Source organism: Roseovarius aestuarii (assembly GCF_019966515.1).
GTDB lineage: Bacteria > Pseudomonadota > Alphaproteobacteria > Rhodobacterales > Rhodobacteraceae > Roseovarius > Roseovarius aestuarii.
In genome coordinates this window covers 61,389-85,823 of the sequence record NZ_JAIMIB010000009.1, presented here as the reverse complement: position 1 = coordinate 85,823, position 24,435 = coordinate 61,389, and the positions used below count along the sequence as shown (strand labels likewise).

Annotated in this window: 26 protein-coding genes; 14 read left to right on the top strand and 12 right to left on the bottom strand. The window is 56.4% G+C overall.

Features of this window, described 5'->3' with window-relative positions; genetic code table 11:
• The 6 genes from ahbB (LC334_RS12370) to LC334_RS12345 are packed head-to-tail and all read left to right on the top strand — an operon-like array spanning position 1 to position 4,974.
• On the top strand, positions 1-993 hold the full coding sequence (gene ahbB / locus LC334_RS12370; protein WP_085801023.1) for a siroheme decarboxylase subunit beta: 993 nt from the start codon (positions 1-3) through the stop codon (positions 991-993).
• Positions 990-1,439 carry an Lrp/AsnC family transcriptional regulator gene (locus tag LC334_RS12365; RefSeq protein ID WP_085801024.1) on the top strand — a complete coding sequence of 150 codons (450 nt, stop codon included), beginning with the start codon at positions 990-992 and terminating at the stop codon, positions 1,437-1,439. Before ahbB (LC334_RS12370) ends, LC334_RS12365 begins: the two co-directional genes overlap by 4 nt.
• Positions 1,436-1,924, top strand: coding sequence for a siroheme decarboxylase subunit beta (gene ahbB, locus LC334_RS12360; protein ID WP_085801025.1), 489 nt, complete (start codon positions 1,436-1,438; stop codon positions 1,922-1,924). The genes LC334_RS12365 and ahbB (LC334_RS12360) overlap by 4 nt, the downstream gene beginning before the upstream one ends.
• 4 nt (positions 1,925-1,928) lie before the next feature.
• Positions 1,929-3,143 (top strand): heme d1 biosynthesis radical SAM protein NirJ, encoded by a 1,215-nt coding sequence (nirJ, locus tag LC334_RS12355; protein ID WP_085801026.1) that lies wholly within the window; start codon positions 1,929-1,931, stop codon positions 3,141-3,143.
• On the top strand, positions 3,118-4,665 hold the full coding sequence (locus LC334_RS12350; RefSeq protein WP_085801027.1) for a nitrite reductase: 1,548 nt from the start codon (positions 3,118-3,120) through the stop codon (positions 4,663-4,665). The genes nirJ and LC334_RS12350 overlap by 26 nt, the downstream gene beginning before the upstream one ends.
• Before the next feature lie 45 nt (positions 4,666-4,710).
• Positions 4,711-4,974, top strand: a complete 264-nt coding sequence (locus tag LC334_RS12345) for a hypothetical protein (protein ID WP_085801028.1) — start codon at positions 4,711-4,713, stop codon at positions 4,972-4,974.
• Between the two features lie 36 nt (positions 4,975-5,010).
• On the opposite strand, the gene LC334_RS12340 is transcribed toward LC334_RS12345, so the two are convergent.
• The 9 genes from LC334_RS12340 to LC334_RS12300 all read right to left on the bottom strand — a co-directional run bounded on the left by LC334_RS12340 (position 5,011) and on the right by LC334_RS12300 (position 14,590).
• Positions 5,011-5,391, bottom strand: a complete 381-nt coding sequence (locus LC334_RS12340; protein WP_085801029.1) for a c-type cytochrome — start codon at positions 5,389-5,391, stop codon at positions 5,011-5,013.
• Positions 5,392-5,408: 17 nt separating this feature from the next.
• Positions 5,409-6,332 carry an FAD:protein FMN transferase gene (locus LC334_RS12335; RefSeq protein ID WP_223412969.1) on the bottom strand — a complete coding sequence of 308 codons (924 nt, stop codon included), beginning with the start codon at positions 6,330-6,332 and terminating at the stop codon, positions 5,409-5,411.
• Complete coding sequence (locus LC334_RS12330) at positions 6,329-6,844, bottom strand: nitrous oxide reductase accessory protein NosL (RefSeq protein WP_085801030.1); 516 nt, start codon at positions 6,842-6,844, stop codon at positions 6,329-6,331. The genes LC334_RS12335 and LC334_RS12330 overlap by 4 nt, the downstream gene beginning before the upstream one ends.
• Positions 6,841-7,662, bottom strand: a complete 822-nt coding sequence (locus LC334_RS12325; RefSeq protein WP_085801108.1) for an ABC transporter permease — start codon at positions 7,660-7,662, stop codon at positions 6,841-6,843. The genes LC334_RS12330 and LC334_RS12325 overlap by 4 nt, the downstream gene beginning before the upstream one ends.
• Positions 7,662-8,558 (bottom strand): ABC transporter ATP-binding protein, encoded by an 897-nt coding sequence (locus tag LC334_RS12320; RefSeq protein ID WP_085801031.1) that lies wholly within the window; start codon positions 8,556-8,558, stop codon positions 7,662-7,664. The genes LC334_RS12325 and LC334_RS12320 overlap by 1 nt, the downstream gene beginning before the upstream one ends.
• On the bottom strand, positions 8,551-9,813 hold the full coding sequence (locus tag LC334_RS12315; protein WP_085801032.1) for a nitrous oxide reductase family maturation protein NosD: 1,263 nt from the start codon (positions 9,811-9,813) through the stop codon (positions 8,551-8,553). The genes LC334_RS12320 and LC334_RS12315 overlap by 8 nt, the downstream gene beginning before the upstream one ends.
• A 3-nt stretch (positions 9,814-9,816) precedes the next feature.
• Positions 9,817-11,724 carry a TAT-dependent nitrous-oxide reductase gene (gene nosZ, locus LC334_RS12310; RefSeq protein WP_085801033.1) on the bottom strand — a complete coding sequence of 636 codons (1,908 nt, stop codon included), beginning with the start codon at positions 11,722-11,724 and terminating at the stop codon, positions 9,817-9,819.
• Positions 11,725-11,746: 22 nt separating this feature from the next.
• Positions 11,747-13,867: a 4Fe-4S binding protein gene (locus LC334_RS12305; protein ID WP_370737943.1), complete on the bottom strand. Its 2,121-nt coding sequence runs from the start codon at positions 13,865-13,867 to the stop codon at positions 11,747-11,749.
• A gap of 282 nt (positions 13,868-14,149) precedes the next feature.
• A complete protein-coding gene (locus LC334_RS12300) occupies positions 14,150-14,590 on the bottom strand; it encodes a c-type cytochrome (RefSeq protein WP_085801035.1) in 441 nt (146 codons plus the stop codon).
• Positions 14,591-14,825: 235 nt separating this feature from the next.
• On the opposite strand from LC334_RS12300, the gene LC334_RS12295 reads away from it, so the two are divergent.
• The 5 genes from LC334_RS12295 to LC334_RS12275 all read left to right on the top strand — a co-directional run bounded on the left by LC334_RS12295 (position 14,826) and on the right by LC334_RS12275 (position 18,023).
• On the top strand, positions 14,826-15,281 hold the full coding sequence (locus tag LC334_RS12295) for a hypothetical protein (RefSeq protein ID WP_085801036.1): 456 nt from the start codon (positions 14,826-14,828) through the stop codon (positions 15,279-15,281).
• Entirely contained in the window at positions 15,278-15,853 is a 576-nt protein-coding gene (locus LC334_RS12290) for a hypothetical protein (RefSeq protein ID WP_085801037.1), read from the top strand. Before LC334_RS12295 ends, LC334_RS12290 begins: the two co-directional genes overlap by 4 nt.
• Positions 15,853-16,503 (top strand): SCO family protein, encoded by a 651-nt coding sequence (locus LC334_RS12285; RefSeq protein ID WP_085801038.1) that lies wholly within the window; start codon positions 15,853-15,855, stop codon positions 16,501-16,503. The genes LC334_RS12290 and LC334_RS12285 overlap by 1 nt, the downstream gene beginning before the upstream one ends.
• A gap of 124 nt (positions 16,504-16,627) precedes the next feature.
• The gene (locus tag LC334_RS12280; protein ID WP_085801039.1) at positions 16,628-16,948 is read left to right on the top strand and encodes a hypothetical protein; all 321 of its coding nucleotides are present in this window, start codon (positions 16,628-16,630) and stop codon (positions 16,946-16,948) included.
• Between the two features lie 367 nt (positions 16,949-17,315).
• Positions 17,316-18,023 (top strand): VPLPA-CTERM sorting domain-containing protein, encoded by a 708-nt coding sequence (locus LC334_RS12275; RefSeq protein WP_139836423.1) that lies wholly within the window; start codon positions 17,316-17,318, stop codon positions 18,021-18,023.
• Between the two features lie 175 nt (positions 18,024-18,198).
• Here the strand turns inward: LC334_RS12275 and LC334_RS12270 are convergent, their stop codons facing one another.
• Positions 18,199-20,574: a 1-deoxy-D-xylulose-5-phosphate synthase N-terminal domain-containing protein gene (locus tag LC334_RS12270; RefSeq protein ID WP_085801041.1), complete on the bottom strand. Its 2,376-nt coding sequence runs from the start codon at positions 20,572-20,574 to the stop codon at positions 18,199-18,201.
• Between the two features lie 12 nt (positions 20,575-20,586).
• On the bottom strand, positions 20,587-21,792 hold the full coding sequence (locus LC334_RS12265) for a methionine gamma-lyase (protein WP_085801042.1): 1,206 nt from the start codon (positions 21,790-21,792) through the stop codon (positions 20,587-20,589).
• Positions 21,793-21,932: 140 nt separating this feature from the next.
• On the opposite strand from LC334_RS12265, the gene LC334_RS12260 reads away from it, so the two are divergent.
• From LC334_RS12260 to LC334_RS12250, 3 genes are all read left to right on the top strand, one after another.
• Positions 21,933-22,391, top strand: coding sequence for an Lrp/AsnC family transcriptional regulator (locus LC334_RS12260; protein WP_085801109.1), 459 nt, complete (start codon positions 21,933-21,935; stop codon positions 22,389-22,391).
• Between the two features lie 235 nt (positions 22,392-22,626).
• Positions 22,627-23,211 carry a Hint domain-containing protein gene (locus LC334_RS12255; RefSeq protein WP_139836424.1) on the top strand — a complete coding sequence of 195 codons (585 nt, stop codon included), beginning with the start codon at positions 22,627-22,629 and terminating at the stop codon, positions 23,209-23,211.
• Positions 23,212-23,256: 45 nt separating this feature from the next.
• Complete coding sequence (locus tag LC334_RS12250; protein ID WP_139836425.1) at positions 23,257-23,619, top strand: hypothetical protein; 363 nt, start codon at positions 23,257-23,259, stop codon at positions 23,617-23,619.
• Positions 23,620-23,843: 224 nt separating this feature from the next.
• Here the strand turns inward: LC334_RS12250 and LC334_RS12245 are convergent, their stop codons facing one another.
• Positions 23,844-24,236 (bottom strand): hypothetical protein, encoded by a 393-nt coding sequence (locus tag LC334_RS12245; RefSeq protein ID WP_085801045.1) that lies wholly within the window; start codon positions 24,234-24,236, stop codon positions 23,844-23,846.
• Positions 24,237-24,435 lie beyond the last annotated feature (199 nt).

The window sequence follows — 24,435 nt, the reverse complement described above, 5'->3', positions numbered from 1 at the left end:
ATGGACGGTGTTGATGATTTTGTGAATGAAAGACTACTCGACGCCTGGCAGCGCGATTTCCCGATCGAGCCGCGTCCGTTCGATCAGCTGGCTGAAGCTTTGCAGATCAGCGCTGAAAGTGTGCTGGAACGCCTGCGCATGCATCGCGAAAACGGCCGCGTAACACGGGTTGGGGCCACTTGCGCACCCAATACCGTCTCTGCCAGTACGCTGGCGGCGATTTCCGTGCCCGATCGCCGCATCGAAGAGGTGGCGGCCATCATCAGCGCACAACCCGGCGTTAACCATTCCTACCTGCGCGAACATGATTGGAACCTCTGGATTGTAGTCACAGGCCCCGACCGTGCCCATGTGGACGCAGCTCTTGCCCGTATCGAAACACTGACCGGGCTGCGTGTGCTGGACCTGCGCCTTGTGCGCCCCTTCAACGTCGATCTCGGGTTTTCACTGAACGGCTCCACCACCCCTGTTGGCAGAGCACGACAGGTTGATGTTTCGGCCTTTCAGGATACCGACCGTCCGCTCTTGCAGGCGCTGACCAAAGGCTTGCCCCTGAAACACCGCCCCTATGCGCGCGTCGCTCACCGCCTTGGCTGGACCGAGGCCGAGTTGCTGGAGCGTGTCGGGGTTCTGGTCAATGCGGGCATCATTTCCCGGCTCGGTGTGATCGTACGCCATCGGGCACTCGGATGGAGGTCGAATGCCATGGTGGTCTGGGATATTCCGCATGACACGATCACGCATGCCGGGCCTTTGTTGGCGGCGCAGCCAGGCGTTACCCTTTGCTACGAACGTACGCCCGTCGACGGTATCTGGCCATATCGGCTCTACTCGATGATCCATGCCCGCAGCCGGGATGAGGCGATGAGTGCGCTCAGCCGAGTGCGTACGTTGCCGGAATTTCAGTCTGCACCTTACCAACCGCTGTTCTCGATCCGCTGTTTCAAACAGACCGGCGCAATGATCGACGCCTGCCCGAAGGACGCCGCATGACACTTGATGACACCGATCGTTTGATTTTGAACACCCTGCAGGAGGGGTTTCCGATCACCCCCAATCCTTTTGAGGACGTGGCACTACAACTCGGGATCACCGAGGCCCAGCTTTTATCCCGTCTCAAAGCGATGAAAGAGGCGCGTGTCATCACTCGTTTTGGACCGTTTTTCGACGCCGCGGCTATGGGCGGCGCTTTTTGTCTCTGCGCCATGTCCGTGCCCGAAAGGGCGTTCGACGATATCGTCGCCACGGTCAACGCCTACCCGGAGGTCGCCCATAATTACCAGCGCACCCATGATCTCAACATGTGGTTCGTGCTCGCCACGGAAACCGAAGCCGAAATCGCGGAAGTCGCACATGAGATTGAAAGCGAAACCGGGATCAAGGTGCTGCTTTTTCCGAAGTTGCAGGAATTCTTCATTGGCTTCCGGGTGGCCGCATGACACTGGACCCGACAGATCGCGCGATTATCACCGCCACCCAGTCCGGCCTGCCACTGGTGTCGCGCCCCTATGCCCAGATCGCCACCGATCTGGGACTGGACGAAGGTGACCTGTGCAACCGGATGCGCGCAATGCAAGCCAACGGCGTGATCCGCCGTATTGCGGTGGCCCCCAATCACTACGCCTTGGGCATGACGGCCAATGGCATGTCTGTCTGGGATGTCGATGATAACCGGGTCGCAGAACTGGGTCAGCGGGTCGGTAATCTGGAGTTCGTCAGCCATTGCTATGAACGCCCGCGTGCTCTGCCTGATTGGCCCTATAACCTCTTTGCGATGATCCACGGCACTTCGTGCGATCAGGTCGAGGCCCTGCGTGCAGATGTCGCCGCGATCCTGGGGGATGCGTGTCGCGGCAATGACATCCTCTACTCCACCCGCATCCTGAAAAAGACCGGGCTGCGGCTGAGGCGGCAGAAAGGATAACCTTATGTTCCGAATGTCCGAATATATGCATCAGCTGGTCGAGCCCACACAGGTGCGCGTGCGGCGGAGTAGCGGGCCGGTCAAACCGGTGGTGATCTGGAACCTGACCCGTCGCTGCAATCTGAAATGCCGCCATTGTTATACGGTTTCGGCAGATGTCCATTTCCCCGGAGAGCTGACCCACGATCAGGCCATGGCCAATGTCAGAGACCTTGAGCGTTTTGGCATCTATGCCCTGATCCTGTCAGGTGGAGAGCCGCTGGATCGGTTTGATTTCTTTGACATCGCCCGTGCCTCGCGTCCATTCACGCGGATGCTGGCCTTATCCACTAACGGCACAAAAATTCACAGCGAAAATGCCGACAGGATCGAAGAGATCGGGTTTGATTATGTGGGCATCTCGATCGACGGCATTGGCAAGACCAATGACTGGTTCCGGGGCGTTGACGGTGCCTTTGACGATGCCGTGCGCGGCGTGCGTGAATGCAAGAAACGTGGCATCAAAGTAGGGCTGAGATTTACGCTGACCCGTGACAATGCCAGGCACCTGCCCGATCTTCTGAAGCTGTGCGAGGACGAGGACGTGGACAAGTTCTACCTCTCACACCTGGTCTATGCCGGGCGTGGTGATAAGAACCGGGGCGAGGATGCGATGCACGACCACACCCGCGTGGCGCTTGACACGCTGATCGAACACGCCTGGGCTGGTGCGACGGGAGGCTTCCCTCTGGACATCGTGACCGGCAACAACGACGCCGACGCGGTCTACATGATGAGTTGGGCTCGGCAGCATTTCGATCACGACAAGCTGGACAATCTGCGCAATCATCTTGAGGCCTGGGGCGGGAATTCCTCGGGTCTGGGTGTCGCTAACATCGACCCCCAGGGAAAAGTTCATCCGGACACTTATTGGTCCGACTACACCATTGGCAGTGTTAAAGACACGCCGTTTTCTGAGCTCTGGACCGGGGATGATCCGATGCTGGCACAACTTCGGACACGTCCGCGCCCGCTAAAGGGCCGTTGCGGGGCATGCGTGCATCAATCCATCTGCGGCGGCAACACCCGTATCCGTGCCTTGCAGCTGACCGGCGATCCATGGGCCGAAGACCCAGCCTGCTATCTCAGCAATACCGAGATCGGCGTTGTGGAAAACGAACGTCTGACTGTTACGCCGTTCAGGGGGAAACGCCATGATCCGGCGCATCGCTTCACCTAGCCTTCTGGCACTTTGTGCAACCGTGTTGCAGGCCGATCCGCAAAGCGATTATGCCAGCCATTGCGCTGTTTGCCACGGTGCAAACCGGCTAGGCGGCATCGGCCCTGCGCTGATCCCGGAAACGCTGCGCCGGATGCGCGGGCCAAATCTTGAAGCGGTGATTTCTGATGGTCGCCCCGCCACGCAGATGCCCGGTTTCTCCGAGGCGCTGGACGCGGGCGGGGTAACTGCTCTGGCGGAATATCTGAAAACACCGCTTGAAACCGTCCCCGAATGGGGCACAGAACAGATCACAGATACGCGTTGGCTTGATCCAGACTACTTGGCTGCAGATGCGCCGGTATTTTCGGCTGATCCGATGAACATCACGCTGGTGGTGGAAACCGGGGATCATCATGTCAGTGTGCTTGACGGTGACAGTTTTGAGGTTCTTGATCGGTTTGAAACCCCGTTCGCCGTGCATGGGGGCCCGAAATTCACCCCCGATGGCCGCTATGTGTTCATCATGTCGCGCGATGGATACGTGCAGAAATACGATATCTGGTCACTGCAACAGGTCGGCCGCGTCCGCGCCGGATTGAACAGCCGCAACATCGCCATCAGCCGAGACGGCAAACACCTGGCGGTTGCCAATTATCTGCCGATGACGCTGACGCTTCTTTCGACCAATGACCTGAGCGTGCAAAAGGTCATGCCGGTGATCTCGAAATCGGGTACCAAAAGCCGTGTTTCTGCCGTCTATCAGGCTCCGCAACGCGACAGTTTCATCCTGGCCCTCAAGGATGCGCCCGAGATCTGGGAGGTGGCCACCGACCCGAACGCCGATCCGGTCTATGAAGGGTTCATTCACAGTCAGGAAAAGGGAATGGTTGAGGCGATCCCCTCATCCCAGGGTCTCTTTGCGCGCCGCCGGATCGAAACGGCCGAGCCCCTGGATGACTTCTTTTTTACCGATGATTACCGCCACCTGATCGGCGCGGCGCGCGACGGCGCAAGAGGCGTTGTCGTTAACCTGAATGTCGGGCGCGAAATTGCAGAGCTGCCGCTGCCGGGCATGCCGCATCTGGGGTCGGGTATCAGTTGGGAGTTGGACGGACGTCGGGTGATGGCCACACCGCATCTGAAAGAGGGCAAGCTTTCGGTCATTGATACGGCGGATTGGAGCGTGCTCAGGACCATCGACACCGAAGGGCCGGGTTTTTTCCTCAGAAGCCATGAGAATTCGCCCTATATCTGGGCCGATGTCTTCTTTGGCCCGAACAAGGATGTGATGCATGTGATCGACAAAGCCAGTCTGGAAATTGTCAAAACCATGCGACCCGAGCCGGGCGCGACCGTTGCGCATGTAGAATTCACCAGGGATGGGTCACATGCGCTGGTATCAATATGGGAGGATGACGGCGCGATTATCGTTTATGATGCGAAATCTCTGCGGGAAATCCGCCGTCTGCCGATGCGCAAACCATCTGGAAAGTACAATGTATTCAACAAGATCACCTTCTCGGAAGGCACAAGTCACTGAAGGCGGCAACAACGCCTTCGGTGTGACTTCAGATTGGGGGCGATCATGAACCGCTTGTCGGAGCAAAATGACCGGCCACCCTCCAGCGGGTTGCCGTTCAAGCAGCTCTATCTGCTGCTCTATGTGTTCACGACGGGGGCCGTTGCCATCAACCTCTTTATGCTGGGGCTGATGGCGCAGGCAATCGGATTGCCGGCGCTGAACCCGGTCACGGCGCTGATCATTTCGGTACCTCTGGGCATCCCGGCCAATTGGCTGGTCACACGGTGGGTGCGCCGCCTTATGGATGAGGCAGACGAAAATCTTTGACACCCACACGCCACGGCTGACGCGATCCTGCGGGGCTTATTCGAACCCGGCCAGATAGGCGATCACATTCGCGACGTCAGCTTCCTTACGCAGCCCCGCAAATGACATCTTTGTGCCCTTCATGAAATCCTTGGGTTTGGTCAGGAATGCCGACATCGATTCTTCGTCCCAGACCAGCCCATCGGCGGCCATCGTGGTCAGCGCTTCGGAATATTTGAAATCCGCGTTCTGGCCCGCCGGCGCGCCGATGATGCCATTAAGGTGTGGGCCCACCTTGTTCTTGGCATCTTCGCCAACCGCGTGGCAGGCCTTACATTTCTTGAATACTTTTTCGCCCTTCTCGGCGTCACCTTCGGCGAAGGCAGGGGCGTTCAGCGCGCAAAGCACCGCAACGGTTTTCAGGATTGGCTTGATCATTTTTCAGGTCTCCTTGGTTAGATCAATGTTTCGAGTCTGGTCTCGGCGAATTGCGTCAGACATGTTTCAATCTCGGCTCTCTGCATCAGGCAAAACGCTGTCGACAGCCCATCCGCCAGTGCGGCAGAGCGGGCGGAAACCGAAACAAGGTGGTATCCTGGTTCAGAAAGCTGTCGCGGGTCGAGTATATGACCCAGGCGTTGTGCCGGAACCAGTATCGTACCCATCGGGGCAGAAGTAGCAATCGCACGGTCACGCAAAATAACGTGATCGGCGATATCGCCCGTGGGTGTGGCAATTCCTACCTTCCAACGCTTTTCGCCCACCGCCGCGATCTCACCCATATCAATTAAGATATCGGTCAGTCCGCGCTGACGCAGCAGCGCGGCAATTTGATCGGTCACGTAGCCCTGAGCGATGCCATTGAGCGTGATACCGCAGCCGTCGCGATCAAGACGCACCTCGCCTGCGTCAAATGAAAGATGCTCCCACCCCACATTGTCATGAGCCACAGCCTTTTCATCCGATGACAGAGCACGGCCATGTGTCGCCGCCTCTGCATGGGCCAACCATAAGGACTGTATCGTTGGATCAAAGGCCCCGTTGGTCGCCGTGTTCAATGCATCACAAAGGCTCAGCACCTCCAGTATGTCTGGAGACGGTGCCTTTAGTATGCCGGTCTTGTTCAGCTGCACTATCTGCGAGCCTGGCTGATAAAGACTGAAGATACGCTCCAATCTGGCAAGTTCCTGCTCAACGGCGCGAAAGATCGACCGCGCCTCTGGTTCAGCTATCGGGCCAACCAGCTGCATGCTGGCTTCGGCACCCATCGCGCGGCCTTTCCAGCCTATCCTCTCACTTGCCTGCACCGGGAAACCTGCGCTGGCCATGCTGGTCGCAAAGATCGTCAGGAAACGTCGCCGTGTCAGCATGTTCTTCATGTCGGTTCCTCCAGTTTGTCGTCCAGATCGACCGGTCCCAATGCGGCATCGTCCGGTATCGCCTCAAGCGAAACCACTGCGCCGCCATATTTTGCGGTAAAGGCATCCGCATCGAGCTGGGTTGCAAATGGCACAATTTCGGGGGCGCCCATACCGCCTGCGACATTTGCACCGACCACGAAATGCGCGTCTTTGGCTGCGATCCAATCTGCCGCATCCGGTTGACCCCAACTGGGCGCCGAGCCCATGTCACTGACATAGACCACCAGTATATCGGCATCGCGTTCGGGGCTTTTCAGATAGGCGATCAGGTCACGCACCTGCGCAAAAAACAGCGGCGCAGGGTAGCCTTCCAGATGTACCTGGCCTTTGGGTCCGGCATGGCTGATCACCTGCATCTGGCAGAAATAGCTTAGCGCGTCTTCGGTCATCGGCATGGCGTCCGGCAGGTCCGCGACTTCCTCCTTGCAGGCGGCAATTGACAGAAACGCCAAGATCAACAGGTATCTCACGGCTCGACCCTCCCGAAGAACATTCGCGCCAATCCAAGTGCCAGAACCGGCCACGTCAGCAGCGACAGGGGCGCCACCCAGCTCGGCAGAGTGTTTGCCGCTCCGGTGAGTCCGGTGGTAAGCGCCACCCCCTCCGACGCCGCGACATTCCACAGCCGGAACGCATCTGCGGGATTGATGGCCATGACCCAGGGAAACAGAACTTTGGTGAAAAATCCGTCGTCGTCGATCACCACTGCGCCTAGAAGGCCCAGATCGTAAAGCACGACGAATATCAGCCACAGCCCCGCGCTCAACCCCGCCGCCGTCGTGGCACTGCGGCTGAGCGCCGACACCATGTATCCCAAAGCCAGAAAGCATGCCCCAAGCGTAATTGAGGTCAGGATCAAACGCAGCAACGCCGTAAAGCTTGCGGTATCTGCACCACCATAATAAGCCGCCACGCCACCCGCGGTGCCGAACCCGATGGTCATGGCAAAGGCCAGCGCCGCTAGGTGCGCAAGAAACTTACCTAACAGGAACTCACCGCGACTGACCGGGTAGGACAGAATCAGTGCCAACCCGCCACGCTCGACCTCGCCTGCAATCGCATCAAAGGCCATCATCAACGCCAGCAAAGGTGCAAGATAGACCGATAGCGTGGTCATCGACGCAACCGATACTGTCAGCAGGTCGACGCCCAATGTGCCGGTTGGCGCACTGCCCGCAAAGGTCAAAGCCAGCGCAAAAAGCAGCATGATCAGTGTCGCCATCACCAGCCAACGGTTGCGCCTCGTAATGGCCCATTCGGTACGCGCGATGGCAAGGCTGCGGCGGATCATCCGTCTTCTCCGGTTGCATAATGGCGATAGAGCTCTTCGAGCCCCGGTAAATGCATGTCGATATCAGCGACCTTGTCACCCATCGCGGACAACTGGCGCAGGGCTGCCATCTTGTCGTCGGGGGCGCATAGCATTTCGACATGCATGCCGTTCACACGGGCGCCAGCGGTTTCATGCGCGATATCTGCGGCGCAATCCGGGGCGGCGCGCACCCGCAGCCGGATCGGCAAATGCGCACGACGTGTAAGGTTCGCTAGCGTATCATTCGCCACCAGCTTTCCCTGCCGTAATATCGCAATCCTGTCGGTGCGTGCCTCGACCTCGGTCAGGGTGTGACTGGCGATCAGTACCGCCGTGCCATGCGCGGCCATCTCATCAATGACTGCGTAAAGCTCGTGACGTGAAATCGGATCAAGGCCGCTTGTCGGCTCGTCCAGCAATGCCAGTTTTGGCCTGCCCAACAGAACCTGAGCCAACCCGAGCCGCTGGCGCATCCCCTTGGAATAGGTGCCAACCCGGTTGTCCGCCGCATGGGCCAACCCGACACGATCCAGAAGCGGCGACACATCCGCTGGCTTGACCCCTGATAGCTGCGCAAACATGCGCAACACTTCGCGTCCTGTCAGGGCGACGTGAAAGGCAACCGATTCCGGCAGATAGGCCGTTGTGGTACGGGCGGGCGCACTCCCAGGGGTGTGACCTGCGACGGTGATCTGGCCGTCACCAAGCGGCGTCAGGCCCAGAATGGCCTTCATCAGCGTCGTCTTGCCAGCACCGTTATGTCCCAGCAATGCGATACGCTGTCCCGCTTCAACCGATATCGAGATATCCTCGAGCACCCGAAGAGACCCGCGGGATTTGCCTGCATGCGATATGCTCAGCACCTCATCCATCCGCGCCCCCGCGAAATTCCGGCAAGGTCATGTCAGGGGCGCGCATCAGCGCGCGACTGTCCATTACACCGCCCGGCAGTAACGCCGGAAATGCCGATTGCGACCACCGCACCAGTTGGACAGCTGGTGAGCCCAGCAGCATCTTCGTGGCGGGTTGCGTCCAGAGAATGTGATCCATGGCGTCATTGGGCCGGAAGGCCGTGTCAGCAATGCCATCGCCGTCCAGATCATAGGCGGCAAAATCGCTCCAGTGATTGCCACGGCCCTTGTCAGACCATTCATCCCATTTCGTGCTGACATATTTTACCTGCGTCCGGTTGCCGACAAAAGCGTTACCGGTAATCACGTTTTTCGCCGACCCACCGGTGAAGTGGATGCCAACATCGCAATGTTGGAAATGATTGCCGGAAAACCGGTTGCTATTGGCATTGTAGAGAAAAGCGCAGCGGTTTTCGCCGTTCAGCACGGTGTTTCCGGTGATCTCGGAATGGTTGGTATAGTTCAGCATGATTCCATGCTCTCGGTCGTCAGCTGACAGATTGCCGGTCACCTTCACGCGCTTGGAAAACATCACCGCATAGCCCAGATCGTTCCCGATCGAGATATTGCCGCTCACCTCGCTCTGGTTGACATACATGTAGTGCACCGCAAAACGCAGATCGCGGAACCGGTTGCCGCGAAAGATGTTCTTTTTGGAGGAGTTAACAAAAAGACCGTCGCGCCCCCACCGCACGTCATTACCCTCGACCACGGCACCGGGGGCATTCCAGACATAGATGCCGTTGCCCCGATCATTCATCCGCTGGTCCTGCCGCCCCTCGATCCGGTTATTGGCGACCAGCGCATCCTGTGCACCGTGGATATCGACACCGTAAAGGTTGCCCAGCAGGGTATTGCCCCGCACCACCGCAGACGTCGCCTTTTCGGTTAGTTTGATGCCCGCATCTATGGTCTCGTGGCTTGATCCGGACCCGTTGATCGTCAGCCCCTGCACCACGACATCAGGCGCATCGACGGTCACCACGCTGCCTTGCCCGTTACCTTCCAGCCTGGCCCCGCCGCCTCCGTCCAGCGTCACGGATTTGTCCAGCAAGACCGTTTCGGCATAGGTGCCGGGGGCTAGGTACAAAACATCGCCTGTCACCGCCCTGCTCAGGGCATTTGCAATGGCCCCCGGACCCGGCTGCACCTGCCATTCCGCTGCCCACGCGGGCAGCGAAAGAAAGGTCAGCAAAAGGGTCAGGGAGCAGCGCATGTTTTAGCTTGCCCGCGGCTCGACAAACATCCGGCCACGCATCTCCATATGCAGTGCGTGGCAGAACCACTGGCAGTAGAACCAGTGCACGCCGGGCCGTTCAGCTACGAAAGTGACCGAGGCAGTGGCCTGTGGTGCCACCTCCATTGCGACCCCGTAATTCGCTAGGCAGAAACCATGGGTCACGTCGTCGATATCGTCCATGTTGGTCACATAGATGGTCACCTCATCCCCCTGGGTCACGGTGAATTTCTCCATCGAGAATTCCGGTGCAACAGACGACATATAGACCCGCACCTTGTTGCCATCGCGGATCACCCCGTCATGGCCCCAGTCAAGATCGACGCCGTCAGCCTCGGCCTGTTTACGGGCATCTTCCCAGGTCGGATCGTCGCGCTCCCAGATATTGGCGGGGTTCACGATATCGCGGCGCACGATGATACTGTCATGCGGCTCGGCAAAGGTTGGTCCGTCATGGACCAGTTCCATCTGCGATCCGGTAATGTCGATCAGCTGTTCATTCTCGGGTTTCAGCGGCCCCACATTCAGGAACCGATCTTTCGAGAACTTGTTCATCGAGATCAGCCATTTACCGTCAGCCTCTTTCGTCTCGCCCATAGAGGTTGAATTATGGCCAGGCTGATAGTGCACATCGATTTTCTCAAGGATCGGATCAACGTCCTCGCCCGCATAGGCGCGAATGGCCTTGTCGATGTTCCACTTGGCCACCTGACTGTCGAGAAAGAGCGTGGTGAAACAGTTGCCCTCGCCGTCAAAGGCGGTGTGAAGCGGACCAAGCCCCAGTTGCGGCTCTGCCACGATACAGGATCGCGGATCGGCGTCATCGTTGAAAAGTGCATCCACCTTTTCCACATCGATCACCGATACGGTCGGCGACAGCTTGCCGTTGATCATCACGTGTTTGCCATCCGGTGCGGTGTTGCAGCCATGCGGGCTGTTGGGAATCGGAATGTAGCGGGTGTAGTTCTTGCCCGAGCCCTTGCGCCCGTCGATCACCGGCACGCCTTTGAGCATCTGCACGTCGCCATTGGCCACGCCCTCTTCGATGGCCTTGATGTTGAAGACAACCACATGATCCACCTCATTGGCCGTCATCTCGGCCAGGTTCATACCCATTTCCGAGTTGTAGCTGGTGGAAAACGCGTATTTGCCCTGATAATCGCAATCGGTGTTATCAAGATTGCCGCTGACGATCACCTGCCAGGATACTTTCATCTCGTCGCCGTCGATAGCGGTGAAGATGTTCACGTATTCCTCGGGCTTGTCCAGCACCATCCCGTCATTGACCAGCGGTGCCTCATGTTCGCCATTGGCAAAAACATAGCCGGTGCGCGGGAATTTTTGCGGACGCATGCCGTGGATATCATGGGCGTTGGGGATCTCGATAATCTTGTCGCATTTCATCACGTCGCAGCGCACGCGCGCCACGCGGGTGTTGGCCTTGTCGTTCATGAACAGGAAACGCCCGTCATAGGTGCCATCAGTGAACGACATATGCGGGTGGTGCAAATCGCCATTGTCGTAGGTCTGCTTGCCCTGTGCCGCGAGATACGCTTTGGTTTCCGGCAACAGCCCTTCAGTCAGGATCTTGAGGCTTTCGTTGGTCTGTCCCCACCCGGTGGCCGAGCAGCGGTTAAAAACCGGTACGCGCATGAACTCGCGCATCGAAGGCACGCCCAGAATGCGCAGTTCTCCGGTCTGACCCGAGGACCAGAAACCGTAATACTCGTCCAGCTCACCGGGTGCCAGGGTAGCTTTCCCCGCTGCCTGAACCGCGGTGCTGGACGCCAGCGTGGCGCTCAGGCTGGAGGCGGCGAATACACCCCCTGTTGCCGCCGCACCCAGCATACCGCGCCGTGTCATCGCGAGTTTCTTGAATTCTTCTGACATGGGTATGTCCTCCTATAAAATCTCAGGTTTTCGCCAGATCGGGCATCTGGTCTTGTTTTGGAATTTCGGTCACCTTCCCCACTGCCGCGCGGCGCTTCAGCTGTCGCATCACAACGGGGCACTTGGTCTCGGACTGGTAGAGCACCTGGCAATGCAGGCAGTTGACGCATTCGTTCGGATTGATCTCGCCGGTGGGATGGATGGCCTGTACCGGGCATTCGTTGCGGCAGGTCTGGCACGGGCTGCCGCATTCCTTGTAGCGCTTCAGCCAGTCAAACATCCGCATACGCGCCGGGATCGCCAGCGCCGCACCCAGCGGACAGAGGTAGCGACAGTAAAACCGCTCGACAAAGAGCCCGGCCACCAACAGCAGCACGGCAAACAGAACAAACGGCCAGTCGCGCACGAATTTCAGGATGATGGCGGTCTTGAAGGGTTCAATCTCAGCCAGATGTTCAGCCGTAGGAATCGACGCCAGTGATACGCCAAAGAGCCCCAGAAAGATCATGTATTTCGCCGGCCAGAGCCGCTCGTGCAGGCCCCAGGGCAAAGACCATTGCGGAACCTTCAGGGCGCGGGCGATCTTGTTGGTCAGCTCTTGCAACGCTCCAAACGGGCAAAGCCAGCCGCAATAGGCCCCGCGCCCCCAGAAGAGCAGCGCGGCGGCAATGGCAAACCACTGAATGAACACCAGCGGGTCGAGCAGGAAGGCATCCCAACTGAACCCGCTGCGCAAACTGCCCGCCAGCGCCATCAGGTTCACCACCGACAGCTGTGCATTCGCATACCAACCGATGAAAAACAGGCTCATGGTCAGGTAACCGACCCGCACCCAATAGAACACGCGCGGATTGGCCGTAGCCTGAAACTGGAAAAAGAAGATGCCGGTCAGCGCCAGCAACATTGTCCCCAATACACCGATTTCAAAAATCCGGTCGCGCCAGATACGCTGCCAGAGGGCGGATTTGGCGGCGGCTTCGGCGGTAGCATCGTTGGCCAAGGCGCTTGGCGAGGTGGACGCGGGCAGCAAGTACCGTTCGGGCAGGCCATAGCCCAGATCAAACGTAAGAAAGGTTTTTTCGACGGCCCCCACTGCGCGCTGTGCCAAAAGCTGCACCCGAAACGGCTCTGCCGGATCAAATTCTATGTCGGCGGGAATGCGGTAGAGGTCGAGTTCGTTGAAAGCAGGTGCACCGGCAGCGACCAGCGCCCGCACCCGGCGATGTTGCTTGTCATTCCAGCGCACGGCGTTGTCGCCCTGTATCAACTGGATGCGGTCAAACAGCCCGCCACGCACATAGCCCGACCCCTTGAAGGAATACCTGCCGCGACCCAACAGCAGGATGGCCTGCTCGCCCTCACCAAGCCATGCCTCCAGATTGGCGAACTCCTCATCCCCCAGCAGGCTACGGCCAATCGAGGGCACGCTGACCAGAGCCGCATGCATGTCGATATATGTCTCATCGGCCGCGCCCTTTTCAGGCCGTTTGATCGCACGTGCATCACCCGTCGCCTCGAATGCCGCATTGATCTGGCCCACATCCAGCGAGAGCCGCCGGACCGACCCGTCGCCAGCGAGGGTGATCCAATCTGCAACCTCGTGCTGTGACAGATCCAGTTCGCGTTTGGGTCCTTCCAGAGTCGTGCGGGTCAATCCGCCCAGACCCAGAGCACGGGACACCTTCAGCCCGGCGCGCACCAGTGAATCGTCGATCACCATGATCGTTACCGTCGCGCCCGAAATGATATCCAGATCATGCGCGCCGCCCCCGGTTGCGGCCTCGGCCTTCAGGTCCAAGCCGGTATAGCCCTCGGTCAGGGCGCGCACTTTGGCGTCCGGAATGCCGATCAAGACGATTGGCTCCGAGTGCTTGACCAGTTCAACACCGGTCAACACCGCATCGGGTGACAAAGCGGCCACCACGTGGATTGGCTTGCCGGAATACCCGGTTGTGCCCACGAAATCCGAGGTCAGAAATATCCACGCAACAGTTTCACCCGCCCTCAACACGGGCGCCACGGGAATGTCCTGCCTGATTGGGCCAAGGCCATCGGCCCCGTTGGCAAATCTGGACGGGTCAAGTTTGGGCAAAAAGCTTGCCAACGTATCGGCTTTCGCCATCCCTGCCGCCATCACGCACATCAGCAACAGGGCCAAAGCCCGCGCATGGTAAAACCAGACGAGGATACCGAAACGTTCCATACCCAAGTACTATGAAAGCCGGGGCTAGTCGTACTTGACCCTTGTCAAGCCGTGATCATTCCGCCAGGGCGGTAGCTGGACATATATAGCCACGCCAGCCCGGCAACCTGCGGGTTGGTTTTGAATAAGTGAAATGGTGTGGGTTTTGCGATCCGGCGAAACCACGAAACCGCCGATAAGTACCGAGACGATTTACTTTGACGACGCCGGACGACCCGCGCGTTATTCCGGGTTTGGCCCTGTCGACAGGATGTAAGCCCAGACGTTTCTAGCGGCGTCTTCTTTCTTGAGCCTGAATGTCATCTTGGCTTTTGCACTGCCGTCGTCGAGATATTCACGCAAGAAACCTGTTGGGTCAGCTACATATGCCACGAAATCTTCCTCATTCCAGGCAAGCCCGGCTTCACCTGCAGACACCATGAACTTGGAATACTTGCCGTCTTCGACGCTGCCTGCTGTGCGGTTGTGCAGGCCATACAGGTTGGGCCCAATTTTACCACCCTTAACAATCGTATTGCCTTCATGGTCCCTGATCATATGGCAGGCCTTACACTTCTTGAATTCTTTCTCGCCTGCTGCCGCATCCCCGCTCGCATGGCCGTCAGCAAATGCTGCCTGCGAAAACGAGAGAGCCGCGATAAGTGCTAAGTAGCTGGGTTTCATATGGTACTACGCCTTTATTTTGATGATCGCGCGGGAACCGCGGGGCCATGATTGTGGTTTTTTTGGTATACCTGCATTCCAGTTATGAGTGAACGTCGCGATCATCCAAATCACAAAAACTTTTCCGAGTATCACAACGCTTTGACCAGCCGCCAGTTTTGTTGACTGCCAAAACTGTTGGCAAAGTTGATGGAGTGTGGAACGCTGACCGGAGAAACCAAAGGGAGATTTCGCCATGAAACGATTGTCGATCTTATTGGCGGTGATGGGAGCCGCGGCCTCGCCAACCTATGCGGCTGAGCAAGGCGAGCGCATTGAGATCAAGGGCGAGCTGATCGACACCTGGTGTTATTTTTCCGGGGTCATGGGCGGCCCCGATGCGGTTGTCGGTTCGGCACATCACACCTGCGCGCTTTGGTGCTCGGCGGGCGGTATTCCGGTTGGTTTGCTGGGCGAAGATGGCAAAGTCTACATGGTTCTCAAGATTGACGGTGATGATACATCGGCATCAGGTGATACGCTTTTGTCGCTAGCCAGCCACCAGATTGAGGCGGATGGCCTCTACTATGAACGAGACGGACTCAACTACATCGTCGTCGAAAATGTCGTCTCGGATAACGGCATCACCTATCGAAATCACGAAGATTACGGTCCTGTACCGGGCTTCGCCTTGCCGGAGCCGAAAGAATGAAAAAACTCGCATTTACCCTTTGTCTGATGGCCGCACCGCTGGCCGCCCCACTGGCGGCTCAGGATTTCTCGGAAGGATCCGAGGCGAAAACATGGAACCTTTACGCCGAACAGCCAGCCCGCTTCGACGCTAAGGTTGTCGATATCCTGTGCGAGTTGACCGGCGATTGCCCGGAAAACTGTGGCGACGGTCGGCGCCAGCTTGGGCTGCTGCGTGCTGCCGATGATGCGCTGATCTTTCCCAACAAGAACTCTCAACCCGTTTTCAGCGGGGCCGCCGAAGAGATGCTGCCCTTCTGTGGTAAGGATGTCGAGGTTGACGGGCTGATGATCGAAGACCCGGATGTTGGCGCGAAAAACATCTACCTGCTGCAAAAGATCCGTGAAACCGGCGCATCAGAGTGGACCAAGGCCAATAGCTGGACCAAGAAATGGGCTGCGGCCAATCCCGAGGCAAAGGGTAAAGGGCCTTGGTTCCGTCGGGACCCGCGCGTCAAGGGCCACATCGAACGGGACGGGTATTTCGGGTTGGGGCTGGAGGTTGATCAGGAATATTATGAGGAAAACTTTTGATGCGATTTGCGGTCGCATTTATGGCGTCTCTTCTGCCGGTTCTGGCCCACGCTCATGACGGTGTGACGCACGGCTCTGACGCCGAGGCGGCCGCGCATCAGGCCGAAGCCGCAGTTGCCAATCTGCCCCTGGGTGCCCCGACCGAATTGCCGTTTGATCTGGGCGGGCAATTCGAGCTTGTTGATCACACCGGTAGTGCGCGCAGCGAAGCTGACCCGGACGGGCACTCGCAATTGCTGTTTTTCGGCTACGCCAATTGCCCGTCCATTTGTGCGGTTGCCATGCCGATGATGGCCGAACTGACCGACGCTCTTTTGACCGATGGGTTTAAAGTGCGGCCCGTGATGGTAACGATCGACCCCGAACGAGATACGGTTGTAAACATGGGCCCCGAGCTGGAGAAACTGCATGAGGACTTTGTCGGGCTGACCGGCAGTGATGACCAACTTGCGCATGTCTACGACTTGTTCCAGATCAGCCGCGAAAAGGTTTTCGACGATCCTGAGTATGGCGCTGTATATGCACATGGCAGCCACATCTACCTGCTGGATGACCAGGGGAAGGTACTAACCCTGATCCCCCCGATTCTTGGCGTGGAGCGGGCTCAGAAAATCGTTGCGAACTACCTTGATTCAGATATCGCGCAATAATTTCCTGTTACGATAATTTTTTGAATTGGCGTTACTTGCAGCCCGTTGCGAAATGCGCCGACATATACCGCAAGTATGGAGTGTTGGAAGGGGCGTTTGCACCTGAAAGGCCAAGTACGACGGAATGGCAGTTTCGGATACCTTGCAGCGTGAAGGTGCCATGCGGGCCGATGTCTCGCTGATAACCCGTGAACCGGATGCCAAGCGTAGCAGTATTACCCGCACCATGTTCACTGGCGGCCCCTTTCGCATCTGCTTCTATGGCTGGCAACCCAGTCTTGGATACTCTGGTGAGCGGCGGGGCCATTATGTAGGGCATCTGCGGGAGAGCGCTGTCAAACAGCACTCAGCGCAAGAACGCGAAGATTGCAAAGGCCCTCATGGTTACTGGCGGCAGCACACCTCAAGCCGCAATAAGCGATCTGGCCAAACGAAAGATTATTGAAATCCTGATGGGGCAATCACTCGCCTGATCTGCCTCAATGAAACCTAGGTCCAGCAGCAACATCCCCATTGTCCTGGAACTGAAGCGTTGGCCTTCTAGCACCATTGCAGAAGTGAAATCACAACCATCCCTGTTGGATGAAGACACGCATGGCCCGCTATCTGCGAGCGATCATGTACCTGCCAAGAAAGCCTTGGATTGCGGGGGAATTGGAAACAATATTTGTCATGCTAACAGATTAAATCTCCTACAATAAACAGTCGGCACATTCCTGACACATTTCACTTGAACCGCGCTGGAGACTCACTTAGCCAAGCGGGTCAAAGCCATGTAGGCAAGTAAGCGGTAACAAAGGACAAGTTGGGTAATGATTAAGAAGATTTCCACGATTGCAGTTGCAACATTCCTGTTCGCTGTCCAGGCGAATGCCACAACGACACTCAGACTGGACGGCTATTCTTCGCCGCTTCAAACTGTGAATATTGAATCATCTCCGGTATCCGGAACGCCGTCTCGCGTTGGAGCGGCAGGATTTAGCGTTACCGATATGTCTGGAAGGCTGGGCAGTTTCACAGCTTGGTGTCTGGACGTTGGCCATCGGCTTATGCGCGTTGGGCAGTCACAGGATTACAATGTGACAACTAATCCGTTCTCGAACAGCTCCGGCTTAAGTCTGACGGCCCGTAAACGGGTGCAATCGGTTTTCGATGCAAACTACGCCTTCATCGACATTGCAAATGGTGACCAAGCTGCGGGTTTCCAGATGGCACTATGGGAAGCCGCTTTCGAAGACGACAAGAAGCCGTTAAACATGAGATGGGGCTTATTCCGAGCCAGCAGTTCAGGAAGCACTTCGCTCGCTAATCAGTATTTGGATAACGGTATCAACTATACCGGCAACAAACGTTGGAATCTCAAATTCCTCGAAGTGGCCGATTTTGATGCGAACCGTAGCTATGATACCGGACAAAATCTCGTAACTGTTTCTCCGGTACCACTGACTGCCGCCGGATTCTTCTTGCTGACGGCGCTTGCAGGAACGGGACTAGTGGCACGCCGCCGACGCAAAGCGTAAGCTAGGTCAGATTAGTACGGCCAACAATTGAACCTGGATGGCGGCATATCTTTGCCGCCATTTTAGTGATTCCTGCATCAGCGTAAGCCAGCAGAAGAGTCATATCGATTGTGTCAGATGACCGCTTCGAGCCCTTGTTAACCGGTGCTGCAAGGTGTGCCGATGTCTGCTGTTGCTATCCTATTGCAGCAATCTGCGGGATTTTGCGGCCGTGCGACAGTTCACTGGCGGATTGTATCAACGCATCTGCGTTTATGCCGAAATGACGATACAGGTCGGCGATAGTCCCGGTTTGGCCAAAGTGCTCGACGCCGTGCGGAATGGTTTGATGTCCGTGAACCGCACCCAACCAAGAAAGCGTGGCCGGGTGGCCGTCGATGACAGTGATGAGAACGCAGTTGCGCGGCAAGCCATCCAGCAATGCCTCGATATGGGCCTCGGCGCCGCTGATCCCATTGGATCGCGCCCGTTGCGCCGCCGTCCAGCCCGCGTTCAGGCGGTCTGCTGATGTCACAGCCAGAACGCCGACGTCACGCCGTCCCTGTGCGATATGGCCGGCGGCCTTGATGGCTTCCTGCGCAACGGCACCCTGATAGGCGATCACAACTTCACAATTCGGGCCCGGCTTGCGCAGCCAGTAAGCCCCATCAATTGCTCCATGGCGAAAATCGTCATCGACTCGCTTGCCGGGCTGTTCAATTGGATTGGTCGTCAGGCGTAGATAGACGGATCCGCCGGTTTCATCGCGTAACCAAGTGCGTTCATCCGGGTCGCCTTCGCCGTCTTTTTGCATATGGGTAAAGGCCCATTCCATGATAACCGCCAGTTCATCCGCGAAGGCAGGTTCAAATGCCGCCAGCCCGTCTTGTGACATGCCGATAAGAGGCGAGGCGATGGACTGGTGCGCACCGCCTTCGGGCGCCAATGTGACACCGGACGGAGTGCCGACAATCATGAACCGTGCATCCTGATAGCAGGCATAGTTCAGTGCATCGAGGCCGCGCGAGACGAATGGATCGTAAACCGTCCCGATGGGGATGACCCTTTTGCCAAAGGCAGAATGCGACAAACCAGCGGCAGCAAGCAAAAGAAAGAGGTTCATTTCAGCGATACCTAGTTCGATATGCTGACCTTCTGGCGTAAACTCCCATTTTGCGGTCGAGGGGATGTTTTCAGCCTTGAAGGTATCCTCCTGATGCGAGCGTGCGAACAGTTTGCGGCGATTGACCCAGGGGCCGAGGTTGGTTGTGCCGGTCACATCAGGTGAAGTTGTGACGATACGTTCGGCCAGCAGGCTGTCGCCCTTTGACAGGTTGTCCAGGATTTTGCCAAACGCCATTTGGGTCGAGATTTCGCGATCAGAAGTCAGCTCAATCGCCGGCACATCTATGATATCATCTGTGTAGCGCCGGCGGCCCTTGGCAAAGAAGGGCGCCTTGTTCAGCATGCTTTGGAAGGCTGCCGGGTCCGCAATGGTGGCAAACTTGTCCCATTCCTCACCTTCAGCGACACCCATGTATTTCTGCCATTCGGCCATTTGCGACTTGTTCATCAAACCGCCGTGGTTGTCCTTGTGGCCCGCAATCGGCGTCCCCCATCCCTTGATCGTATAGGCCAGGAAGCAGACGGGTCTTTCATGATCGACTGCCGCAAACGTATCGGCTATCGTCTCGACGCAGTTGCCACCAAGGTTTTCCATCAACGCGGCCAGTTCATCGTCGCTGCGCCGCTCGATCAGCGCGGTGACATCGCCCTGATCGCCCAGGGCGTCCATCAGGCGTTCGCGCCAGACAGCGCCCCCCATAAAGGTCAGGGCAGAGTAAAGCTGGTTTGGACAATCATCGATCCATTGGCGCAGCTTGTCGCCGCCCGGCTCTTTGAACGCGGCCTGTTGCAGAACCCCGTACTTGACGCGAACCACATCCCAGCCGAACGCATCGAAAATCTGTTCGACCCGCTGGAACAGGCCCTCGCGCACCACGCCATCCAGGGACTGCCGGTTGTAGTCAATGATCCACCAGCAATTGCGCAGGTCATTCTTCCAACCCTCCTGCAGCGCCTCATAGATATTGCCTTCATCGAGCTCGGCGTCACCCACCAGCGCGATCATGCGCCCCAGTTTCTGATCGTCGCCCCATGACTTGGCCTGAATGTAGTCCTGAATAATTGAAGCAAAGGACGTGATCGCAACCCCCAGACCAACTGAGCCGGTGGAAAAGTCGACATCATCGATGTCCTTGGTGCGCGACGGATAGCTTTGTACGCCCCCGAAGCCACGAAAGTTTTCCATCTTCTCGCGCGTCTGATTCCCCATGAGATATTGGATCGCATGAAAGATCGGCGAGGCATGCGGTTTGACCGCCACGCGGTCTTCTGGGCGCAGCGTTTGAAAGTAGAGCGCCGTCATGATCGACACCATCGAAGCCGATGACGCCTGATGTCCGCCAACCTTGATGCCGTCGGCCTTGGGGCGAATGTGGTTCGCGTGATGGATCATCCAATGGGACAACCACAACAAACGTTGTTCGATGGTTTTGAGGTCTTGGGACATGATGGCCTCTCTTTATGCTGCGCTGTGGATCAGGGGTTTGGGCAGGGCCTGTTCAAGATCGTAGATTACATCGTCGATCCCTTCGAGCCCGATAGACAGGCGTACCAACCCTTCGCTGATCCCATGAACGGCGCGCTCTTCGGGCGTATAGGTGGAATGGGTCATGCTGGCGGGGTGTTGAACCAATGTCTCGGCGTCGCCGAGCGATACCGCGCGGGTGATCATTTGCAGATTGTTCATCATGGCCCGTCCCGCTTCCAGACCTCCGTCCAACTCAAAGGCAATCATGCCGCCAAACTGGGACATCTGTCGCTTGGCCACATCGTGCTGCTCAAAACTGTCCAGCCCCGGATACCAGACCTTTTGCACCCCATAGGCGTTTTCCAGCATTTCAGCGATGGACGCAGCGCTGCTGCAATGGCGATCCATCCGTAGCTCAAGAGTCTTGAGGCCGCGCAGGATAAGCATCGCATTGAACGGTGCCATGACCGCGCCGGTCATGTCCTTCATACCGTAAAGGCGGATTTCCGAGACCAGCTCCGCCGATCCAGCCAACAGGCCAGCAACAACATCCCCGTGACCGCCAAGGTATTTCGTCGCCGAGTGCAGAACGATATCCGCGCCATGTTTGATGGGTTGGGTCAGGTAAGGCGTTGCATAGGTGTTGTCGACGACCACATAAGCACCCTGTGCATGTGCAATTGCCGATACCGCCTGAATATCGACAAGGCGCATATTCGGGTTGGCAGGTGTTTCGAAATACACGACCTTGGTTTTGTTGCTGATCGCTGCGGTCAGATTTTCAGGGTCTGTCAGATCAACATGGGTTACGGTAACGCCAAATTTGACCAACCCGTGCTGCATGAACGAAAACGTGCAGCCATACAGGGTCTTATCAAGAATGACCTCATCACCCGGGGCGAGAAGTGTCCACATCGTAGCGGTGATTGCTCCCATGCCCGAGGCCAAAGCCAATCCGGCTTCTGCCTCCTCAAGCACGGCGATGCGGCGCTCTAACAAGTCACATGTTGGGTTCGAGATGCGCGAATAGATATGCCCGGCGCGATCGCCCGCAAACATCTCTCCACCTGCCTCAGCAGTCTCAAACGCGAAGGTCGACGTCAGATGTAACGGCGGCGTCAACGCGCCTTCATTCTCCATCGGATCATATCCGTGGTGGATAGCACGTGTGGAAAAGCTGTCTGGACGATTGCGCATTGGGTGGCTCCGTGATGTCGAGGATTTCGAGTAGCGCCTCGATTTCAAGAGGCATCATATCGCAATCGACCTGCTGGATTATTTCAAATTATGCTTTGATTATCACCTTACTTGGCATTAAATGCCGCCTTATGAGAAATCTGGACAATAAAGACCAACAGATCATCCGAACCTTGCAACGCAATGGTCGTATGACGAATCAGGATTTGGCGGCAGAGGTAAACCTGTCACCCTCTCCCTGTCTTAGGCGGCTCAAGCTGCTGGAACAAAACGGCGTCATCACTGGCTACAGCGCTAATATCGATGCCGAGGCCTATGGATTACCAGTAACAGTATTTGTTCATATCAAGCTGGAGAGCCACACCGAGGAAACGGTAGCGAAATTTGAAACTGACATTGCGCGCATAGATCAGGTGATGGAGTGTTTCGTCATGACGGGTGCGTCGGACTACTTGCTTCGCGTGGTGGTGGCCGATCTTTCAGATTACGAAGATTTCGTGCGTCGAAAGCTGCATTCCATTGGCAGCATCGCATCAATGGACAGCAGTTTTGTCTATGGTGTCGTTAAGAAAACAAACGTGTTTCCAACGATTGGGTAACGCTGGTTGCCGACTTAATGCGTGCTGACTGCAGACATTGGTGGTGAAGCCGCGAATGGGTGCTTTGTCCGCATTGCCGACGTCTACTGCTCCCATGCGGACAGGTATGACTACCTCTCGACCAGCTATAACCATTTGGTGCCATACCCGGCCCATCAGCAACTTGGAAACATTGAATTTCCAAGCAAATAATTGAAATACAGATAAAATTATAATATCAATACGCGGTTGTGTTTTGAGTGTTGATATTAGTGGTCGGTTAAAAATGCAGGATCCTACTGAATCCTCCTTGCTGCAAAGAATTGCTGCGCAATGCAAAGCAGATGCGGTGGCGGCCAAAAAGCCACCCGCTGAACCTAGGCTACCGCTTTGGTCTCTTCCCGGATTTGGCGCTGGTGCGCAGGTGACGACATCGTTTGGTAATGTCCCGGTCGAAGCATTGCGCCGGCGTGACCCGGTCAAGACACGCGATGGTCGCTTTCTGAAGGTTCAACACATTGATGTCATTCGGCTAGACCGCCGCTTTCTGCTGACTCATCCTGACGCTCAGCCGATCCTTATTCCTCGCAGCGGTTTAGGCGTAGACATCCCGAAACAATCCACCCTCGTATCTGGCTGCCTGAAGATTCGATCACCCTTACAATATAATCAGGCTTTTGGCCGTCCCGCCGTGGATTACACCGGTCACAGCGGCATTGCGCGGAAATTCCACGGATACTTCACTTACTATGTGTTTCAATGTGGCGAACCTAGCACTGTCAACGTGAATGGTATGTGGATCGATCTGGATCCTAGCGTTCTTGAAACGCCCGGGGATTGATGCGCCGATCCATAGCAGCCGTCTAATTGCAGTTGGGAATATAGAGTGCCCAGAGCGCAATACATAAAGGTAGAAGAGTATGTTGCCGACCTATTCGCGTCCAACGAAGGTGTAACGGCACCTATGGCAATTGCCGCAGCAGTAAATAGATACCCCAAATGTCCCGCTATTGATGCGGCATTTGCATTTGTTTCGGTGGTTTCTTCGCTTGAAGAACCATTTTTTTTGTACACTGAGAATGATGAAAAACTAGCGATTGATATGTATCGCTCAATCGCTGCGTTCACGGCCGATATTTACGCTGTAGAGAAGCTTTTCGGTCCTTCTCCAACCTGTTCCCAAATCAAGGATTTCTGGGCGGAGTCCAAAGAAGCATTCTTCACCAGCACTGATCCGAAATCAGCGTAATGACTTTAGTCTGCTCGTAACGCTACACCCAACCTGGCAGTTACTTCCCCGTTGTCCAGAAACTGAATGCCATAAGCTTCTAATGCCTTACGGACGGCCTCTGCGTCAGCGTGTTGCTTTTCTCTGTCGCGCGAGCCTAAAAAAACGTTTTTTTTGTAGTGTCGCCGACAGAGCAGTCATGATCTTCTCGTTCTAACTATGCTGAAAACGAGATATATGCGGCATTATGGAGCAAACTCACCAAATAAGGTTAGTTGACTTTCTAGATTTACTCGCGGGGTTCTTGAACGGTACTTCGTATGAAGTTTTAAACGGCTAATGAACTCTTTGCCCTGACAGTCCAGTTCAACAACGTACCTATCCGGCAAACGATCAACTATTCGGAATATACCACCAAACATCCAAGTTTCCGGCTCGTGGTAGAACTGGGCCAAAGCGAATACGAACTCGCGATTGAATGCATCGGTATTGGGACGGTACTCTTGCCACGTCTGCCACTCAGAAAAGTCTTCTACCATAACATCAAGAGGCTGTTTGATCTTGTTCCAACGAGCAAAGTGGACCTTGTATTGGTCTTGGTTTTCGATGGGCCAAATTTGTTTGAGGGGAATTCTCATATGGAAAGCGTAGCGTGGTCGTTTCGAAACGTGAACAGCTTGTTTCGTGCTAATGCGCCCGATCGACGCTTCGACGAGAATAGAAATTAAGGTTAAGGTCCGAGTTTTGTCTGATGTTTTGAGGTACACTAATCATTCAGCAGGGCATCACATCCAAACGGCTCCGAAAAAGATAACGAGATCAGCGTTTAATTCGAAG

What these genes read in the sequence shown, in the direction of transcription:
- LC334_RS12245 (WP_085801045.1), bottom strand. Translation starts at nt 24,236, where the DNA reads ATGAGAATTCCCCTCAAACAAATTTGGCCCATCGAAAACCAAGACCAA.
- LC334_RS12295 (WP_085801036.1), top strand. Translation starts at nt 14,826, where the DNA reads ATGAAACGATTGTCGATCTTATTGGCGGTGATGGGAGCCGCGGCCTCG.
- LC334_RS12340 (WP_085801029.1), bottom strand. Translation starts at nt 5,391, where the DNA reads ATGATCAAGCCAATCCTGAAAACCGTTGCGGTGCTTTGCGCGCTGAAC.
- LC334_RS12285 (WP_085801038.1), top strand. Translation starts at nt 15,853, where the DNA reads ATGCGATTTGCGGTCGCATTTATGGCGTCTCTTCTGCCGGTTCTGGCC.
- LC334_RS12335 (WP_223412969.1), bottom strand. Translation starts at nt 6,332, where the DNA reads ATGAAGAACATGCTGACACGGCGACGTTTCCTGACGATCTTTGCGACC.
- LC334_RS12345 (WP_085801028.1), top strand. Translation starts at nt 4,711, where the DNA reads ATGAACCGCTTGTCGGAGCAAAATGACCGGCCACCCTCCAGCGGGTTG.
- LC334_RS12305 (WP_370737943.1), bottom strand. Translation starts at nt 13,867, where the DNA reads ATGTGCGTGATGGCGGCAGGGATGGCGAAAGCCGATACGTTGGCAAGC.
- LC334_RS12270 (WP_085801041.1), bottom strand. Translation starts at nt 20,574, where the DNA reads ATGTCCCAAGACCTCAAAACCATCGAACAACGTTTGTTGTGGTTGTCC.
- nosZ (WP_085801033.1), bottom strand. Translation starts at nt 11,724, where the DNA reads ATGTCAGAAGAATTCAAGAAACTCGCGATGACACGGCGCGGTATGCTG.
- ahbB (WP_085801025.1), top strand. Translation starts at nt 1,436, where the DNA reads ATGACACTGGACCCGACAGATCGCGCGATTATCACCGCCACCCAGTCC.
- ahbB (WP_085801023.1), top strand. Translation starts at nt 1, where the DNA reads ATGGACGGTGTTGATGATTTTGTGAATGAAAGACTACTCGACGCCTGG.
- LC334_RS12315 (WP_085801032.1), bottom strand. Translation starts at nt 9,813, where the DNA reads ATGCGCTGCTCCCTGACCCTTTTGCTGACCTTTCTTTCGCTGCCCGCG.
- LC334_RS12300 (WP_085801035.1), bottom strand. Translation starts at nt 14,590, where the DNA reads ATGAAACCCAGCTACTTAGCACTTATCGCGGCTCTCTCGTTTTCGCAG.
- LC334_RS12365 (WP_085801024.1), top strand. Translation starts at nt 990, where the DNA reads ATGACACTTGATGACACCGATCGTTTGATTTTGAACACCCTGCAGGAG.
- LC334_RS12320 (WP_085801031.1), bottom strand. Translation starts at nt 8,558, where the DNA reads ATGGATGAGGTGCTGAGCATATCGCATGCAGGCAAATCCCGCGGGTCT.
- LC334_RS12265 (WP_085801042.1), bottom strand. Translation starts at nt 21,792, where the DNA reads ATGCGCAATCGTCCAGACAGCTTTTCCACACGTGCTATCCACCACGGA.
- LC334_RS12280 (WP_085801039.1), top strand. Translation starts at nt 16,628, where the DNA reads ATGGCAGTTTCGGATACCTTGCAGCGTGAAGGTGCCATGCGGGCCGAT.
- LC334_RS12350 (WP_085801027.1), top strand. Translation starts at nt 3,118, where the DNA reads ATGATCCGGCGCATCGCTTCACCTAGCCTTCTGGCACTTTGTGCAACC.
- LC334_RS12275 (WP_139836423.1), top strand. Translation starts at nt 17,316, where the DNA reads ATGATTAAGAAGATTTCCACGATTGCAGTTGCAACATTCCTGTTCGCT.
- LC334_RS12290 (WP_085801037.1), top strand. Translation starts at nt 15,278, where the DNA reads ATGAAAAAACTCGCATTTACCCTTTGTCTGATGGCCGCACCGCTGGCC.
- nirJ (WP_085801026.1), top strand. Translation starts at nt 1,929, where the DNA reads ATGTTCCGAATGTCCGAATATATGCATCAGCTGGTCGAGCCCACACAG.